The 16,601-nt window shown below is 33.1% G+C and carries 17 protein-coding genes; 13 read left to right on the top strand and 4 right to left on the bottom strand.

Features of this window, described 5'->3' with window-relative positions; translation table 11 throughout:
- Positions 1–2: 2 nt before the first annotated feature.
- The 3 genes from ABD935_RS15225 (at position 3) to ABD935_RS15215 (ending at position 4,141) form a co-directional block, all read left to right on the top strand.
- Positions 3–1,451 (top strand): RagB/SusD family nutrient uptake outer membrane protein, encoded by a 1,449-nt coding sequence (locus tag ABD935_RS15225; RefSeq protein WP_345193494.1) that lies wholly within the window; start codon positions 3–5, stop codon positions 1,449–1,451.
- A 337-nt stretch (positions 1,452–1,788) separates the two neighbouring features.
- Positions 1,789–3,696: an acetate--CoA ligase gene (acs, locus tag ABD935_RS15220; RefSeq protein ID WP_345193492.1), complete on the top strand. Its 1,908-nt coding sequence runs from the start codon at positions 1,789–1,791 to the stop codon at positions 3,694–3,696.
- A 16-nt stretch (positions 3,697–3,712) separates the two neighbouring features.
- The gene (locus ABD935_RS15215; protein WP_345193490.1) at positions 3,713–4,141 is read left to right on the top strand and encodes a GNAT family N-acetyltransferase; all 429 of its coding nucleotides are present in this window, start codon (positions 3,713–3,715) and stop codon (positions 4,139–4,141) included.
- A gap of 61 nt (positions 4,142–4,202) precedes the next feature.
- Here ABD935_RS15215 and ABD935_RS15210 read toward each other — a convergent pair whose 3' ends face one another.
- Entirely contained in the window at positions 4,203–5,192 is a 990-nt protein-coding gene (locus tag ABD935_RS15210; RefSeq protein WP_345193908.1) for a 1-aminocyclopropane-1-carboxylate deaminase/D-cysteine desulfhydrase, read from the bottom strand.
- A 625-nt stretch (positions 5,193–5,817) separates the two neighbouring features.
- On the opposite strand from ABD935_RS15210, the gene ABD935_RS15205 reads away from it, so the two are divergent.
- The 7 genes from ABD935_RS15205 (at position 5,818) to ABD935_RS15175 (ending at position 10,817) form a co-directional block, all read left to right on the top strand.
- On the top strand, positions 5,818–6,180 hold the full coding sequence (locus ABD935_RS15205) for a response regulator transcription factor (RefSeq protein WP_345193488.1): 363 nt from the start codon (positions 5,818–5,820) through the stop codon (positions 6,178–6,180).
- Between the two features lie 156 nt (positions 6,181–6,336).
- Positions 6,337–7,164 carry an RteC domain-containing protein gene (locus ABD935_RS15200; protein ID WP_345193485.1) on the top strand — a complete coding sequence of 276 codons (828 nt, stop codon included), beginning with the start codon at positions 6,337–6,339 and terminating at the stop codon, positions 7,162–7,164.
- 297 nt (positions 7,165–7,461) lie between these two features.
- Positions 7,462–7,740: a helix-turn-helix domain-containing protein gene (locus tag ABD935_RS15195; RefSeq protein ID WP_345193483.1), complete on the top strand. Its 279-nt coding sequence runs from the start codon at positions 7,462–7,464 to the stop codon at positions 7,738–7,740.
- A gap of 168 nt (positions 7,741–7,908) precedes the next feature.
- On the top strand, positions 7,909–8,286 hold the full coding sequence (locus ABD935_RS15190; protein ID WP_345193482.1) for a hypothetical protein: 378 nt from the start codon (positions 7,909–7,911) through the stop codon (positions 8,284–8,286).
- Positions 8,283–8,945, top strand: coding sequence for an ATPase (locus ABD935_RS15185; protein WP_345193480.1), 663 nt, complete (start codon positions 8,283–8,285; stop codon positions 8,943–8,945). Before ABD935_RS15190 ends, ABD935_RS15185 begins: the two co-directional genes overlap by 4 nt.
- A 54-nt stretch (positions 8,946–8,999) precedes the next feature.
- A complete protein-coding gene (locus ABD935_RS15180) occupies positions 9,000–9,749 on the top strand; it encodes a DUF6577 family protein (RefSeq protein ID WP_345193478.1) in 750 nt (249 codons plus the stop codon).
- A 21-nt stretch (positions 9,750–9,770) separates the two neighbouring features.
- Positions 9,771–10,817: a nucleotidyl transferase AbiEii/AbiGii toxin family protein gene (locus ABD935_RS15175; RefSeq protein ID WP_345193476.1), complete on the top strand. Its 1,047-nt coding sequence runs from the start codon at positions 9,771–9,773 to the stop codon at positions 10,815–10,817.
- A 41-nt stretch (positions 10,818–10,858) separates the two neighbouring features.
- Here ABD935_RS15175 and ABD935_RS15170 read toward each other — a convergent pair whose 3' ends face one another.
- From ABD935_RS15170 to ABD935_RS15160, 3 genes are read right to left on the bottom strand one after another with little or no spacing between them, the layout of a single operon-like run.
- Entirely contained in the window at positions 10,859–11,647 is a 789-nt protein-coding gene (locus tag ABD935_RS15170) for an ImmA/IrrE family metallo-endopeptidase (protein WP_345193473.1), read from the bottom strand.
- A complete protein-coding gene (locus tag ABD935_RS15165) occupies positions 11,634–11,978 on the bottom strand; it encodes a hypothetical protein (protein WP_345193472.1) in 345 nt (114 codons plus the stop codon). Before ABD935_RS15165 ends, ABD935_RS15170 begins: the two co-directional genes overlap by 14 nt.
- On the bottom strand, positions 11,965–12,651 hold the full coding sequence (locus ABD935_RS15160) for an RNA polymerase sigma factor (RefSeq protein ID WP_345193470.1): 687 nt from the start codon (positions 12,649–12,651) through the stop codon (positions 11,965–11,967). The genes ABD935_RS15165 and ABD935_RS15160 overlap by 14 nt, the downstream gene beginning before the upstream one ends.
- A gap of 144 nt (positions 12,652–12,795) precedes the next feature.
- Here ABD935_RS15160 and ABD935_RS15155 point away from each other — a divergent pair, with 144 nt between their 5' ends.
- The 3 genes from ABD935_RS15155 to cap2-3 all read left to right on the top strand — a co-directional run bounded on the left by ABD935_RS15155 (position 12,796) and on the right by cap2-3 (position 16,584).
- The gene (locus ABD935_RS15155) at positions 12,796–12,921 is read left to right on the top strand and encodes a hypothetical protein (protein ID WP_345193468.1); all 126 of its coding nucleotides are present in this window, start codon (positions 12,796–12,798) and stop codon (positions 12,919–12,921) included.
- Positions 12,922–13,264: 343 nt separating this feature from the next.
- Positions 13,265–14,404 (top strand): anti-phage 6A-MBL system MBL-fold protein, encoded by a 1,140-nt coding sequence (gene mblB / locus ABD935_RS15150; RefSeq protein WP_345193466.1) that lies wholly within the window; start codon positions 13,265–13,267, stop codon positions 14,402–14,404.
- A gap of 2 nt (positions 14,405–14,406) precedes the next feature.
- Positions 14,407–16,584 (top strand): anti-phage 6A-MBL system cap2_3 protein, encoded by a 2,178-nt coding sequence (gene cap2-3, locus ABD935_RS15145; protein ID WP_345193464.1) that lies wholly within the window; start codon positions 14,407–14,409, stop codon positions 16,582–16,584.
- Positions 16,585–16,601: the final 17 nt, after the last annotated feature.

The following is a 16,601-nucleotide window of genomic DNA, read 5'->3' as shown; positions in this document are numbered from 1 at the left end:
CAATGAAAAAAGCATATTATTTTTTAGTCGTTATAACTGCATTTATATTTGGATGCGCTAATGTAGAATTGGATGAAAACCCACCATCCTTATTAAGTCCTGATACTTTTTATACTACCGAAAGTGAGTTTCAGGCAGCTTTAGTTGGGTCTTTTAAAGCCTTGTATTCTGATTGGGTTGGATTCGATTATGGAGATCCTTTAATATTAACATCTGGAGCCGAAGATGTAAGATCTGATGCTGGAATATTCATAAATTTTGACAGATTAAGCCCTAATGGGAATGACCGTGGTGTTAAAATAGTTTGGGAGCAATTATATAAATGTATAGCAAATACCAATGCTTTAATTGGTAATTTGGATAACGCTAAAGATATAACAGATCAGAGATTAGGAGAAATTGAGGGTCAGGCCAAGTTTTTAAGAGCTTTTTCCTTTTTTCACCTGGTAAGATGGTGGGGGGAAGTGCAATTAACTACTTTCGAGAATCAAACGGATATTAAAAATTTAAAACAAGCTTCAGTAGCTGAGATTTATGAGTCAATTATACAAGATTTAAAGCGTGCCGAACAAACATTACCTACTTCTTTTTCTGGGGAACCAGGTAGGCCTACCCAAGGAGCAGCTAAAGCTCTTTTAGCAAAGGTGTATTTAACAATGGCAGGTTGGCCTATAGAGGATGCGGCAAATTACGCTCTAGCCAGAGATAAGGCAAAAGAAGTAATGGGGATGTATAGTTTAGAACCCAATTTTGCAGACTTATGGAAGAATGAAAACAAATTTAATAACGAATTTATTTTCACATTTTATGCTTCGATTGATAATGGTGGTGGTTTTACTGGAAGCCACATGCATACTGCTTCAAGACATTGGGGCAATGGAGAAGACGGTTGGGGTGATTTTTATAGTGAAGATCGTTTTTTTGAAGCTTTTCCAGAGAGTCCAAGAAAAGAGGCCACATTTACATCAACCTATGCTGATGGTACTTATTGGGAAGATGCCGGAACACAACCACACATGGCAAAATATAGAGATGCAGGCAACACCGTTGGGAATAATGGAGAAGGATTTGTTGTAATGTTGCGCTATGCGGATGTATTATTAACCTTTGCAGAAGCTTCTAATATGGCTGAAGGAAGTCCGTCTACAGAAGCTTTAGAGGCAGTTAATCAAATTCGAAGAAGAGCAATGGGATTAGATATAAATACTCCTGATGGAGGCGTAGATCTGCCTTCTGGAATGTCGCAAACAGATTTTGATAGTGCCGTATTGGACGAAAGAAATTGGGAGTTGGCTTTTGAATTTAATCGCTGGTTTGATTTAGTAAGGAAGAAAATGGTGGTAGAAGTTAATAAGGATTTACATCCTAATGTAACTGAAAATAACAGGTTATTACCAAAACCAAATGCACAATTAATTCCTGGTTTTTTAGAACAAAATGAAGGGTATTAATTGACTTTAATTTCTTAATATTAGATTAATAGTAAAAAAGGGTTGCTGGGATATCGGTGGCCCTTTTTTTAGACATTTAGATTATTTTTTGCTAAGACAAATAAAGTGGTTTAAATTATAGAATCATGAGAAGTTTTAAAAATATTTTTTGAATTAAGAGAGGTTTTAAATACTAATAAATTGGCTTAAAACAGAGTTTATCCTATATCGAATAGAGATATGAATGGGATTAATAGTTTGTTTTTATAATTATTATTTTAATGGAATTTCTAAATTCAAAACCCGAAAGTCATGAAGAAAATAGTAACGAGTAAATTGAATTTTAGATTCCTTAAGTATGAGTAATTATCACATAAAGCATTTAGAAGAGTATTATCAAGTTTACAGAAAATCAGTAAGAGAACCAGAAAACTTTTGGGAGGAAATAGCTGAAGAGCATTTTATGTGGCAAAAAAAATGGGACAAAGTGCTAAGTTGGGATTTTTCAAAACCCGAAGTAAAATGGTTTGAAGGCGCACAATTAAATATTACTGAAAACTGTATAGACCGGCATTTATCTACTCGTGGTGATAAAACAGCCATTCTTTTTGAGCCCAATAACCCTGAAGAAGGGGCTCAACATATTACATATAAGCAATTGCACGAACGGGTTAATCAATTTGCGAATGTTTTAAAAAGCCAAGGTGTAAAAAAAGGGGACAGAATATGTGTCTATTTACCTATGATTCCAGAATTAGCCATTTCAATTTTGGCTTGTGCTAGAATTGGCGTTATTCACTCAGTGGTATTTGCAGGGTTTTCTTCCACAGCATTATCAACACGAATTAACGACTCCGATTGTAAAATGGTTTTAACTAGTGATGGGTCTTATCGTGGTGGAAAAACTATCGATTTAAAAGGTATTGTGGATGAGGCCTTAGAAAGTTGTCCAGGTGTTAAATCCGTATTAGTTGCAAAACGAATCCATACCGATATTAATATGAAAGATGGACGAGACCAATGGTTACAACCCTTGTTAGATGGTGCTTCAACGGTATGTGAGGCAGAAGTTATGAATGCTGAAGATCCACTATTTATATTATATACTTCTGGTTCTACAGGAAAACCAAAAGGTATGGTGCATTCTACCGCAGGTTTTATGGTTTATACTGCCTATACGTTTAAAAATGTATTTCAATACAGAGAAAATGATGTCTATTGGTGTACTGCAGATATTGGATGGATAACTGGTCATAGCTATATTGTTTACGGACCATTAGCAAATGGTGCAACTAGTGTTATGTTTGAAGGTGTGCCTAGTTACCCAGATTTTGGTCGCTTTTGGGAAATAATAGAAAAGCATAAAGTGAACCAGTTCTATACCGCACCAACAGCCATTAGAGCATTAGCAAAACAGGGAACAGAACTGGTTGAAAGATATGATTTATCCTCTTTAAAAGTACTTGGCTCAGTAGGTGAACCTATAAATGAAGAAGCATGGCATTGGTATAATGATAATGTTGGGAAGAAGAATAGCCCTATTGTAGATACTTGGTGGCAAACCGAAACAGGAGGTATCATGATAAGTCCAATTCCTTTTGTAACTCCAACAAAACCAACATATGCCACCTTGCCATTTATAGGCATTCAACCAGCGCTGATGGATGAAAAAGGTAATGAACTAAAAGGAAATCAAGTAGATGGTCGTTTATGTGTAAAATTCCCATGGCCAAGTATGGCAAGAACCATTTGGGGAACCCATCAGCGTTACAAAGACACCTATTTTTCAGCCTATGAAAATAAATATTTCACTGGCGATGGTGCTTTACGAGATGAGGTAGGGTATTATAGAATAACGGGTAGAGTGGATGATGTGATAATAGTATCTGGTCATAATTTAGGAACAGCCCCTATTGAAGATGCTATAAATGAGCATCCAGCCGTGGCCGAATCAGCTATTGTAGGCTATCCACATGAAGTAAAAGGAAATGCATTATACGGTTATGTTACTTTAAAAGATACAGGTGAAAGCAGAGACCAAAATAATTTACGTAAAGAAATCAATCAAATTATAGCTGAACACATTGGACCCATTGCAAAATTGGACAAAATACAGTTTACAAGAGGACTGCCAAAAACACGTTCAGGAAAAATAATGAGACGTATCCTTAGAAAAATATCATGTAAGGATATATCAAACTTGGGAGACACTTCTACTTTGCTTAACCCAGAAGTAGTCAAAGAAATTATTGATAATAGTCTGTAAAAGTTAATTTTGCTTAATGAATATTTATAAATTAGAAATAGTTACAGAAACTATAATAAGTGCATTACAGAGATTGATTACTCAACTTTCGAATGAATGCAATCCACCATCTAAAGAAGATATTATAAGTATAATCAATTCTGATAATATAACACTTTTTCTGGCTGAGGTAAACGATGAGATTATTGGAACATTATCGCTTGTGTTTAATAAAATTCCATCAGGCGATAAGGTTTGGATTGAAGATGTGGTTATAGATAAGTCGGTTAGGGGCAAGGGTCTTGGGAAAAGATTAATTCTATTTGCTATTGATTATATCAAAAGTAAAAATATAGATAAAATCAATTTAACATCCAGTCCAGAAAGAGTGGCAGCTAATAATCTATACCAAAACCTAGGCTTTGGTAAAAGGGATACCAACGTTTATCGATTGACAATAAAATAAATAAGTAAAATTACATAGAGGATTAAACGGTATAATAAAACAATTTAGAAAACGTAGTTTATTAAACTGGATAGAGGTCTTTAGAATAATAGAAATTTGCAGGCAAACCACCAGTATGCCAAAACAAAATGGTTGAACCTTTAGGGATTTTGTTTTTTTCGATGTGGTCAATCATGCCGTAAAAAGCTCTTCCAGAATAAACTGGATCTAGTAAAATACCTTCATGGTGGGCAAGCATTTTAATGGCTTTTTTTTCATTTTCTGAAATTATACCATATCCTAATTTGTCGTAGCCTTTAATTAATTTAGCATCATCAATTGAATACCTAGTATTCAATTTGAGCGTGTTTTTTCCTGCCAATAATAATTCTAATACTGCTTTGTCAAGTGAGATTCCATTACTCCCTTCCTTATCAATACTGATGGGCATCAGTTTAGTATTCATTTCAAATAAATCCACACCAAGAATAAGTCCAGACTGAGTCCCGCCAGAACTTGAAGCAAAAAAAATATAATCCATCTGAAGTTTCATTTCTTCAAGCTGAGTCTTTAGTTCCTTCACGGCATTTACAAATCCAAGTGCCCCAATAAAATTAGAACCGCCATAAGGAATTTTATATAACTTTTTTCCGTTTGACTCTAAAATTTTTACCACATTTTCAATATCTTCTCCTTTTCTGTTATCTCCAGTAAAGTGGATTGTCGCGCCCAACAAGTTGGATAGAAGTAGGTTGCCGTTAAACTCTTTCGGTTCATCACCGCCTAAAAGTAAATGACATTCCAATCCAAGTTGCGCACAAGCGGCTGCGGTTTGCCTACAATGGTTAGACTGTTGTGCCCCTGCAGTAATTATCGTATCACAACCTTTTCGTACAGCGTCATACATCAAATATTCAAGTTTTCTTACCTTATTCCCACCAGATGCCAGCCCAGAATTATCATCTCTTTTGATGTATAGATTATAGCTTGAATAATAGTTAGACAAGTTGCGTAATTCATGTAGCGGAGTAGGGAAAAAACCAAGGTCTATTTTTAGATTTAAAATACTCATAATCAATGAAAAAAATGTTATCTTTAAGTATATCAAATCTAATCTAATATTTTCAATATCAGATATTTAAATTCCAATAATTTTGCAGGATTATCATTATGTGCCGGAATTTGTATATACCTCTTCCATGCATTGGATTGTTTTATTCATATGCATTGTAATAAGTATCGTTATTATATATCAATCATTCAATATTGCCTTAAGCAAACAGAAAGGCAAAAGTTCCAAATTCAGGTATTTGCTTCTAGCTATATTGTTTTTGCTTTACAATGTATTTAATGGGTTTTTGCCAGACGAAAACTTTCCAACTTCAGAAATAGTTCAATACATCATAACCTATTCAATTTCAATAATTACCTGTATTTATCTCATCTGGTATCTTTATAAGGAATTCGACATAAAAACACCTAATACATTCTTTAAGATTAAAAGTCTGATTATCATTCTTTCCACTTGCTTTATTTTTCTCTTCGTTTTGCCATACTACATATCCAGTTCATTGGATTTTGCAAGAAGTTTGTTCTTAGTATTCCCGACGATTTTGTCAATTTTCTTTATCATCTATTTTTTTAGGATTATTAATGAGAAAACAAATCGTCAGCGCTATTTTAAAATTCAAACATATTTGGGACTTTATGCGATTTTCTCAATTATCCTATTACCCATTTTGACTTACTTTGGAGATTTTCAACCAATTACACAAAGTATAGTTTCATCTTCGTTCTTCTCGGTTACTGTAATGGAAATTAATAGTTATTTATACAAGTTAAAGAATACATATAGGTTAAGATCGAATATTGTTGATATGTATAATCTGACTAATCGTGAAAATGAAATTGCTTTGCAAATTATAAAAGGACACAGCTATAAAGAAATAGCAGAAAACATGTTTATCGCCTATGGTACCGTAAGGAAACATGCGTCAAATATCTATGTAAAATCTAATTCTTCTAATAGAGTAGAATTCATAAACAATATATCTCGATAAATACTTTTGCGTATAAAAGTACGCACTATAAATACACATAATTTACACATCAAATTAGTTGTTTTTTCAATAAATAAGAACATATTTGTTTATACCCAACCAAATTTCAGTATACAATATTACTATTTAAAATTCTCTCCTGAAAGAGGTTTAAAAATGTGTACCGATATTATGGATTTAGATAAATTAAATAACACCTATAACATTGAACTCAAGAAGATTGAAAATGCTAATACTAACACACTCAAAAGGTGCCAGGATGCAATAGCATTGTGTAGACATCAATTGAGCTTACTAAAAGATGCGGTTAAAGCTAAAGTTTTTCAATCACGGGACGATGAAATTCACTTTTTCAAAAAGATCAAACAGATACCGTTTAATTGCCTTATCTATTATCTAGAAGTATATGCCTTTGAGAGTCAATGTTCCAAAATTAATGAAGACCATCGTCAAAAATTTACTGATAGAGTAAAAAATAAAACGTATCAATTTCTGATGGATCATTTGGATTTTGTGAACTATATGGAACAAGGGCAAACGCATTTGGATATGTGCTTTTTTACCAGAAGCAATGCTGTTCAAATTATGATGATGCATAAAGACGATTACTTCTATGACTTGGATTTTAACACCTCGCATGATTTATTACTAGCTAAAGTTACCGCCTACAGAAAGTTTATTGACTATCTAGAATCCCGATCCCACCATGGTTTCAATCTGATCCAACATTCAAAATTAAAATGGACTTCAAGTAAGGTAGCATTAACTGAATTAATATATGCTTTATATCATAGCCGAGTCATTAATAACGGTAAGTTAGAAATAAAGGAAATTGCTGTAGAACTTCAGAAATTATTCAATATTGAACTTGGAGATTTCTATAAAATATACTCTGAAATAAGATTGCGTAAACATAGTAGAACCAAGTTTTTGGATGAGATGTCTTATAGTTTGATTAATGAAATTGAGAAAAATGATTCATAATGATAGATTCTGAAATGTTAAAAATTAACAGTACTCGGTTCTCCTCCTGTATTCTGATATTTTTAGAAATAATCATTTGTTTTAGCTAAAATTGAACACTAAAACTTCCTTTGAAACAATCATGTACTCCTAAAATCAATCAAAATTCAAAATGTTAAATTTTACCAGAGTACGGTCAACTGATGAATAAAACTAAATATATCACTTCAACTTTGTCAAACGAAAGTCAAATCAAAGCAAAGTCGCCTTCAAAAAAATGAAACTATGGCGGCTTTGTTTATAAAAACAAATTAACGTATGGCAGCAACAATTATTACTACTGAAGATCTTAGGGAATTCAAAATGGAATTACTCGATGATATCAAACAATTATTAAACAATCAATCGGGACAGATAAATAAAAAATGGTTAAAATCTCCTGAAGTTCGAGAGCTTTTAGGAATCTCTCCTGGGACATTACAAAACCTAAGAATCAATGGTACATTACCATATACAAAAGTAGGCGGGGTGCTGTACTATGATTATCAGGAAATTATGCAAGTTCTTGAAAAGAATAGAATTCATAACAAGTATTAATCTGTTTTGAACGATATAAATTATATCAAGCACCTAAACGGTGTTTTTCTCCAATTTTCTATAGATACGCGCCTAAATCCAACTCATATAAGTCTTTATGTGGCCTTGTTTCAATTTTGGAATGCTAATTTTTTTAAGGATGAGTTTTATATCAATCGAGACGAAGTCATGTCATATTCCAAGATTGGTTCTAAAACAACTTACCATCGCAGTATTAAGGAATTAAGTCATTGGAGTTATATTCTGTACACGCCCTCACATAACCCATTTAAAGGGAGTCGCGTTAAGATGTTCGATTTTGGGACAAGTAGTGGACAAGCTCTGTACCTAAGTCGTACCAATATCGAGACAAGCAATGGACAAGCGCTGGTATCTATAAACAAACATATACAAACTATAAAAAACAAAAAAAACATTAATAAACAGAAAAATTTAGAAAATTTAAATTCTAAGAATTTTGAAACTGATAACAAACAGAATTCAACTGTGCCATATAGGGACAACTTGAAGACGAGTTCAGATAAAAATTATAATGAACCTTTATGAGTAAGCCCCAACCACATATTATCCAAGAGGGAAGTAAGCAGTATAGTTTAGGCGAATTAAAAGGAAGTGAACTCATTTACGATTTTGATAAGATGCTTGTTTATCTCAATGCTAAGGGGAAGCTACTCTTTGGCGAAACATTTAAAACATTTGAAGAAGACCGAGATATTCTGTTTAAGCTATGTAATTACTTTATTGGAGATGAAGCAAACTGTAAAAAGTTTGGTATTGATGTAAAGAAGGGCATTTTGCTTTCTGGTCCTGTAGGATGTGGTAAAACCAGTTTAATGAAATTATTGAGACACATAGTGCCACACCAAAAACCTTATAAAATTATTCCAGCAAGAAACATCGTTTTTGGTTTTAACCATGTAGGTTATAAAACTTTAGAGGACTATGGTAATGGGCACTACTTTTGTTTTGATGATTTAGGAGTAGAGCCCATAGGAAGGCATTATGGTAAAGACTGTAATGTTATGGGAGAAATTATACTTTCAAGGCATGATTTGTTTTTAGAGTACCATATTAAAACACATGCTACAACTAACCTTAATGCTCAAGAATTAGAAAAACGCTATGGTAATCGCGTGCGGTCTCGGATGCGTGAGCTGTTTAATTTGATTGCTTTTGATAAGGGGAGTGGGGATAAAAGAAAATAATTATCATAAAAGCGATTAAACTTCGGCAAATATTATGTAATTTGCCAAAGTTTAATGAAACAGACCCATACCTTGTTTAGCGCTTTAGAGAGTAAAATACAATCATATTTTAATGAACAATCAACCATTTCAAAAGATAAGTTGGTTAAATGTATTGTATTAGATTTTCCCGAACTAAAACTAAGTACTATTAACGTTTATTTATCACGATTAAAAAAGGAAGGAGTTATTAAAAATCCGGCAAGAGGTATATATGCGCTAAAAGAGAAAAAATCATATACTCCAATTATAGATGGCAATTTAAAGCGTTTATTCAATAAAGTTAAAAAAGATTACCCATTTGCAGATTTTTGTATTTGGGATACAAAATGGTTAAACGAATTTATGAGGCATCAACCATTTAAATTCTATACGATTTTAGAATTAGATAAAGATGTTACAGAATCTGTATTTCATGCTTTAAAGGAACAAGGAAAGCAGGTCTATATAGAGCCAGATGCAGAAACATTCAATTTGTATATTAGCAATAGTGAAGATGTCATTATTTTAAAGCATTTAATATCTGAGGCACCACTTCAAGAAATTGACAAAATAACTGTGCCTACCCTGGAGAAATTATTGGTCGATATGACTATTGATACTAAAGTATACGCAGCACAACAAGGAGAAATTAAGTCTATTTATCTCAATATGTTTGAGAAGTATGAAGTAAATAAAAATAAAATGAAGCGTTATGCATATAGGCGAAATAGAGAAAAAGAAGTAGAAGATTTAACAAATTTAACTTTGGCAAAAATTAAATAATTTGCCAAAACTTAATTAATAATGATAGAACCAATAACATATCATCCAGATTGGATTTATGAAGTCAAAAGAAATTTAGGAAAAAAGAAATTTGATCCTAAATTGATAGAAAAAGTCATATATGCATTGGCCTTTCTAGAGCAATTAAAGTTGAACGGATTAGAGTTTATTTTTAAAGGAGGCACAGCATTATTATTAGCAACCAAAGAACCAAAACGGTTTTCAATTGATATAGATATTATCACAGAACAAACACAAAGTGAGATAGAAACTATTCTAGAAAAAATAAATAAAAATTCTGTGTTTACGCATTGGGAAGATGACAACAATAGAAAGCACACATCAGATGCACCAATAGGGCATTTTAAGAAGTACTATACAAGTAATGTAGATGGAAGTATTGAACCAATACTATTAGATATATTATACACGCCAAATCCATATCCAGAACTAATGGAAATTCCAATAGCACATGATTGGATTCAAACAACAGGAGAAATTACCACGGTACAGATGCCAACATTTGATGCTATTTTAGGGGACAAATTAACAGCTTTTGCACCAAAAACAACAGGAATACTATATAGCAAAAACAGACCTGTAGAAATAATAAAGCAATTGTTTGATGTGTCTTTTTTAATGGATAATATCGCAGATTTAAGAGTCGTACAAAATAGTTACTACAAAGTCGTTCAAGAAGAAATTAAGTTTAGAAAGTTAGAGGTGTCCGCTACCGAGGTATTGGAAGATACTCAAGAAGCTTGCTATGTATTATCAACTAGAGATGTCAAATCAGATGAATTTAAGCATTTGCAATTAGGTATTAGCAATTTTGTGAATTTTACTATTTCAAAATTTAATATAGAAGAGGCTATTATGGCGGCAGCTAAGGTAGCTTATTTAGCAGAGGTTTTAAAAAATGAAGCACTTACCAAGTTAGATACCTTTAAAAATCCTTTACAAGTTAAAGATTGGTTGATTGAGAACCCTCAATTCAATAGGCTAAATAAATTGAAAAAGAGTAATCCGGAAGCTTTCTTTTATTGGTATAAGACAATTAATTTTTAATATTGTTGCATTCGTTAAATCGGTGACTGTGACATAGGCAACTATTCTTCCCAAATAATGCTCAGAGCTTTATCCCTATATGTAATGCAATGTTCAAAAAACTTTCTAGGGGTATCATCTTCCTTGACATAGTTAAAAATATCAACGGCCCAAATCTCTTCTTTTTTAAATAGGTCATCTGTAACATTTTTAAAATACTCGCCCATAACTGTATTTGGTGCTACCTTATTTTCATATAACAAATATTTATAAGGAAAATGCTCACTACAATACTTCCAACCAACTTTTCCGCTTACGCCATAGACAATCATAATATCATGATTTCCTATATCAGCAAACCTGAATGCGCACGCAGTTCTGCTAACACCGTATTCATCTTTTAAAAAATCTATTAACTCAATACTGAAGGTTTTACGATAAAAGTCTTTTGAGAATCTTTCCTCTGGCATCAGCAAGCAGGACGCAAAAAAATCAGCCTCTCTTTCAATTTGGTTGAACTGCTTCTGGTTAGTTCTAGATGGGTGTGGCTCTAAAAGCCCTTTTTTCAATCCAATTCTATGAGAATCTATATAGTAATGTCCGAGCTCGTGAGCCAAAGTAAATCGTCCTCTTGCAGAATCAGGTCTGTTCCCTAAGTCAGTATTTATATGAATGTAAAACTTCCCCTTATCATACAGAGTCATTCCATCAAAAGAGTTCTTGCCATAGCTGTCGTAGTACACCGACAAACCTTCATCATCTAATATTTTGTCAAGAGGTGTTATTTTTTCTTGATATTCTAAAGCGATACTTTCTGCTAATTGCTTTATGCTCTGTTTATTCCGAATCACTAGAATCTTGATTGTGTTTTCTCAGCATTTTATCTATAATATGTTGAGGCAAATCTTTTTTGCCTTTTCTTGCGACCATTCTTAGGCTTTCAATTTCCTCAACTACATTTTCTTCAAACATTGTAATTACTTTTGGCTCTCTATGAAATGTATTATTGATTATAGCAATTGGGTCGATTGGTTTATCATCCAATTTATAGTCATAATCTTCATATAGCTTATTGAACCTATCTAATTCAAGTTCATTGCTAGGAAAGAGAAAACCTGTTGAACCCAACCAACTGTCCAACTGAGCTACTTCAATTAGTTCTATTTTTTTAGGCTTGGCCATTCATAATGTCTAAATAGTTAGTAACGTGTCTATGTGCATCTCCGTAATAGGTGTTCACAGATTTTTGAGTTAGAGAAAGTTTTTCCCTGAGCAATTTCGTAATCGTTCTCGGTACTTTTTTTCCTTCCTTTTGATAGGCTCTGTAGGTAAAATATATAATTCGATGTTTTTCTGATAATTGCGTAAGTGCTCGTTCAATGGTTTTAAGTTTCGCAACAACTACCCTTTTTGCCTCAGCATCGTCTGGCACATCAAACTTAGACAACAATTCATCTGAATTTGTGACCAGACTTAAATCTTCTTCTTCAGTAGGCTCTGCACAAGTGTTTTTTTCGCCATATTTAATTATCTGGGTGTATAAAATTCGATACATCCAAATAAGTATGCCTTTGTCAAAATCTTTAGCCTTGGACTTATCTTTATCAAAAGTGGGATATTTCCATACCCTTGCAAAAGTACAATGTGTTATTTCTAAAGCTACCACTTCGTTATATCCATACTTATTGCAATAAATTTCGGACTTACGTTTCAAATCTTTCTCAAATCTATAACAGAACTGCACAAAAGCGGCTTCTGCCTCTTTAGGAAATTCATCCTTAAAAGAAATGTAGTCCAGCAGGTCAACGCTAGGTAGTTTTTCAAAATCTATGTCTTGATTAGTGTTTGTATTCATTTATATACCAAAACGGATATATCTATAATGGTATATGAGTGGACGACACCCACAAAACCTCTGTTTAAACAATAAAATGCTAGTAAATAATTAATAGGGAGGGTCAAATATAATGAAAAGTAAATTCAACATAAAAATAAAATTATGGCAAAAGATTCATCTGGTAAAAAATTCAACAGAATTCCAGAACACAAAAAGAGAGTAAATGGAAAAACTATTACTGTTAAAGAACATATTAGAAGTAATAGAAAGGATAGTAAAGGAAAGTAACGAGCGGAACTCCACAGCTCTAAATGGAGAATGTAAAACCTTAAAATTCATTATATGAATAGTATTAATTTCTCTAAAGGGAAACTTAGTCTATGCCACAAGAATAATTGTGTAAATGTTAAAGGTGATGTAGCTAAAGCTATTGTCTTTGGTATTGCAACTCTTGTTATTATAAGTGGCATTGCTTCTATGTTAGAGCAATCTAATTAGAGGCTTAATTATGGTAGTCTTTTTAAGAAAAGACTACCATAATTAAAATTGAAAAAACAGCCAATTTGTCATAATTGATATTTATACCAGATTGGCGCAAAATTTGTAAATAAAATGTTAAAAAAATAAAAATATGGGAAAGAACAAAGTAAAATATTATCCTGTTGGTAACGGTGACACCTCACTTTTCAAGACAAGCAATGCAAACATTATAACAGATTGCAATATACGAGAGGTTAAAGATGGCATTTATGATGTAAAAAAGAACCTTATAGAAGAACTGGACACAAGAGATGACAAGCCTTACACGGATTTATTCATCTTGACACACCACGACAACGACCATTGCTTAAATTTCAAAAACCACTTTCATACTGGAAAAATCAGTTCCTATGATGATAACGATGATAAAATAATCATTGACGAATTGTGGGTCAACGAGTATATACTTGGCGACAACAATATATCTGATGATTCAGATGCTGGTGTAATAAGAAAAGAGGTAAGGCGAAGAAGAAATCTATACAAAAGTAATGACAGCTCTAAAGATGAGCGTGGAAACAGGTTAGTCCTAATTGGGTATGACGACAATAACGAGTTTACCAATGTTCCACAACATATACCAGGCAGCACAGTAACACAAATTAACGATACTAGTCTAAAGAATTTTGAGTTTTTTATACACGCACCATTCAAAGCAGACGTAATTGACTGCAATGCAAAAGAGGACAGAAATATGTCCAGTATTGTTTATCAAGCACGGTTCTACAAAAGCAACGGAAGTGATTTTTCGTGTAGAATATTACACGGTGGTGATGCAGACCACTATCGCTGGGCAACGATTAAAGAAAAATCAGAAAAAAATGACAACAAAGATGCTTTGGAATGGGATATTTTCCAAACACCACATCATTGCTCTTGGACATTTTTCAACGATACACCTTATAAGGACGATGACAAGGGTATTGACAATTCTGAACCAAAACAAACCTCGATTGACATTTTAAACTATAGTCTCACAGGGGCTAAGGTTGTGGCTACTTCAAAGAAAGTTGTAAATGACAAAGACAATCCGCCTCACTACCCTGCAAAAACAGAATACACCAATGTTGTAGGTATTAGCAATTTTAAAAACACACAAAAATTCTATGATGATTTTAAAAAACCTATTGTTTTTGAAATAGATGATTATGGCGCAACACTAATTAAAGCTTCAGCAGCTGCAATAAGTTCTGGTCTAAGTAAACCATCAAGGGCAGGAAGAGCAGGATAAGTATGAAGCAAGATTACACAAACCCATCAACCGAAAAAGTAAAGATTGAAGAGCTTAAAAATGAGAAATCAAAACAAATAACATCTTCAATCGATGCTTTTGGCGGGACTGTAAAACTTTTTGAGGTGTTACAGGGCAGCGATAATGATGAGTTTTTATTTTTGAATTTTCTACCTGATATTCCTAATAACCCAATAAATGATATTAGGCAGGAAGAAGCAATAGTTATAATAACTACTGAGAACATTCAGGAATTACCCAAGGTTTTTGCATTAAGGGATAATTTTCCAATTGGATTACCTCACACAAACATAACTAAAGACAAAAGACCTGTAAGTCTTTGCATATTTGAAGATAATTTTGAAGAGCTAAAACACCATTGGTCTGGCTCTTATTTTCTACAATCCATTAAAAACTGGTTAGAACTTACTGCAAGAGATGAGCTACACCAAGAAGACCAACCTTTAGAACCTTTTGTCATTGGTAGTAATGGAATTATAGTTGACCCAAACAATAATTACATCAAGCAATTGCCAAGTGGTTTTTACAAAACCACAAACAGTTCTCTTGGTACGCCAATCCATAGGTTGTTTATTGCTACACCGCCTTTGGATAATGGTGTTGTACACCAAAGAGTCGATAACCTATATACCTTGAGCGAATTGTTTAAATCAAAAGATATTGACTTACTTAATCTTTTAAAACCAAAAATCAATGAATTGATCAATAGTGGGTTATCGCATAAAATCAATGGGGATTTTTGGAAAGGAATAGTTTTTTTAATTGTGGAAATTCCCGTTTTAAGGGATACCAAGAATTCTGAGCCAACTTTAGCCGGATTTAAAATTAATGCTACGATCAGTGAGTTGTCAACCATTTTTGGTAGAACAGTTGTTAATCTTAATAATGTATTCGAAATAGAACAAAACCTAAGTGAAAGCAAACTTTCATCAATTAGTATTGAAATATTAAGCCCACACTTGTGCTTAAACAAAACATTGGCTAAAAATTATAGCGGAATCGATAAAAAGTGGTCAGAATCCAAGTTCTCGCTGATTGGCCTTGGTGCTTTAGGCTCTCAGTTTTTTATGAACCTTGCTCGAAGTGGTTTTGGTCAATGGAACCTCATAGATAAAGACATTTTACTTCCACACAATTTTATAAGACACGCTTCCACAGATATTGAAAACCAAATTACAGTAAACAAGGCAGAAGCCATTTCAAAACAAGCGAACAGCCTTTTAAATGACTGTAATTTTTCTAAGCCTCTTCTACAAAATATTTATGATGTCGAGAAATCAACACTTCTTAAATCAGATGTTATCCTCGATATGTCAACATCTATCGGTGTAGAAAGATACTTGGCAAACGAAATAAAGACGGTAAGAAAGTTTTCTTCGTTCCTAAATCCTATGGGCAACGATTTAGTTATGCTTACAGAAGATAGCGAAAGTTATTATCCTTTAGATTTGTTGGAAATCCAGTATTATAAAGAGTTACTAGCAGATACCAGCTTGTCCCAACACTTGGCCTTTGAGCAAGATAAAAAAATTAGATATGCACGTGGTTGTAGAGATATTACCTCAAAAATCCCTCAAGAGAACCTTGCTATTTTTTCAGGTATCGCATCCAAAGCATTCAAGAAAAACTTAAATAATGATAATGCCTCAATTGATATTTGGAAAATGGACAAGTCCAGTTCTATTAATCACTATACTTTTTTGATAGATGATTGGTTTGAAGACAAAATTAACGGCTGGACGATATTTTTCAACGAGAGCACTCTAAACAAAATATCAAAATTCAGAATTGACAAGTTGCCTAATGAAACGGGTGGTATTTTAATAGGTGCTATTGATAACTTCTACAAGAAGGTCTATGTGACCAATACAATTCTAGCACCAGAAGATAGCATCAAAAAACCAACGTTATTTATACGAGGCATAAAAGGTGTAAGTGAAAAGCTTGAAATTATAGGTAATACAACCAATGAAAACCTCAAATATTTAGGCGAATGGCACAGTCATCCTAAAAACTGTGGATTGTCAATGAGCGGTGACGATAAGGTCCAATTTAGTGAACTTATGAATGAAGCCAAGCTTAATGGACAACCAGCAATAATGTCTATTTTCGGTGATAATAAAAAACACAAGACATACTTTGGTAATTATGAAATATAAAATTAACGCACATTAAA

This window comes from Algibacter agarivorans, from assembly GCF_039543245.1.
GTDB lineage: Bacteria > Bacteroidota > Bacteroidia > Flavobacteriales > Flavobacteriaceae > Algibacter_G > Algibacter_G agarivorans.
Note: the sequence above shows the minus strand (reverse complement) of the source record. Positions and strands in the feature narration are given on the sequence as shown.

Excerpts from the sequence above, each read along its gene's own strand:
- ABD935_RS15200 (WP_345193485.1), top strand. The coding sequence starts at position 6,337 with ATGTGTACCGATATTATGGATTTAGATAAATTAAATAACACCTATAAC.
- ABD935_RS15175 (WP_345193476.1), top strand. The coding sequence starts at position 9,771 with ATGATAGAACCAATAACATATCATCCAGATTGGATTTATGAAGTCAAA.
- ABD935_RS15180 (WP_345193478.1), top strand. The coding sequence starts at position 9,000 with ATGAAACAGACCCATACCTTGTTTAGCGCTTTAGAGAGTAAAATACAA.
- ABD935_RS15215 (WP_345193490.1), top strand. The coding sequence starts at position 3,713 with ATGAATATTTATAAATTAGAAATAGTTACAGAAACTATAATAAGTGCA.
- ABD935_RS15160 (WP_345193470.1), bottom strand. The coding sequence starts at position 12,651 with ATGAATACAAACACTAATCAAGACATAGATTTTGAAAAACTACCTAGC.
- mblB (WP_345193466.1), top strand. The coding sequence starts at position 13,265 with ATGGGAAAGAACAAAGTAAAATATTATCCTGTTGGTAACGGTGACACC.
- ABD935_RS15155 (WP_345193468.1), top strand. The coding sequence starts at position 12,796 with ATGGCAAAAGATTCATCTGGTAAAAAATTCAACAGAATTCCAGAACAC.
- ABD935_RS15210 (WP_345193908.1), bottom strand. The coding sequence starts at position 5,192 with ATGAGTATTTTAAATCTAAAAATAGACCTTGGTTTTTTCCCTACTCCG.
- cap2-3 (WP_345193464.1), top strand. The coding sequence starts at position 14,407 with ATGAAGCAAGATTACACAAACCCATCAACCGAAAAAGTAAAGATTGAA.
- acs (WP_345193492.1), top strand. The coding sequence starts at position 1,789 with ATGAGTAATTATCACATAAAGCATTTAGAAGAGTATTATCAAGTTTAC.
- ABD935_RS15185 (WP_345193480.1), top strand. The coding sequence starts at position 8,283 with ATGAGTAAGCCCCAACCACATATTATCCAAGAGGGAAGTAAGCAGTAT.
- ABD935_RS15165 (WP_345193472.1), bottom strand. The coding sequence starts at position 11,978 with ATGGCCAAGCCTAAAAAAATAGAACTAATTGAAGTAGCTCAGTTGGAC.
- ABD935_RS15190 (WP_345193482.1), top strand. The coding sequence starts at position 7,909 with ATGTCATATTCCAAGATTGGTTCTAAAACAACTTACCATCGCAGTATT.
- ABD935_RS15195 (WP_345193483.1), top strand. The coding sequence starts at position 7,462 with ATGGCAGCAACAATTATTACTACTGAAGATCTTAGGGAATTCAAAATG.
- ABD935_RS15225 (WP_345193494.1), top strand. The coding sequence starts at position 3 with ATGAAAAAAGCATATTATTTTTTAGTCGTTATAACTGCATTTATATTT.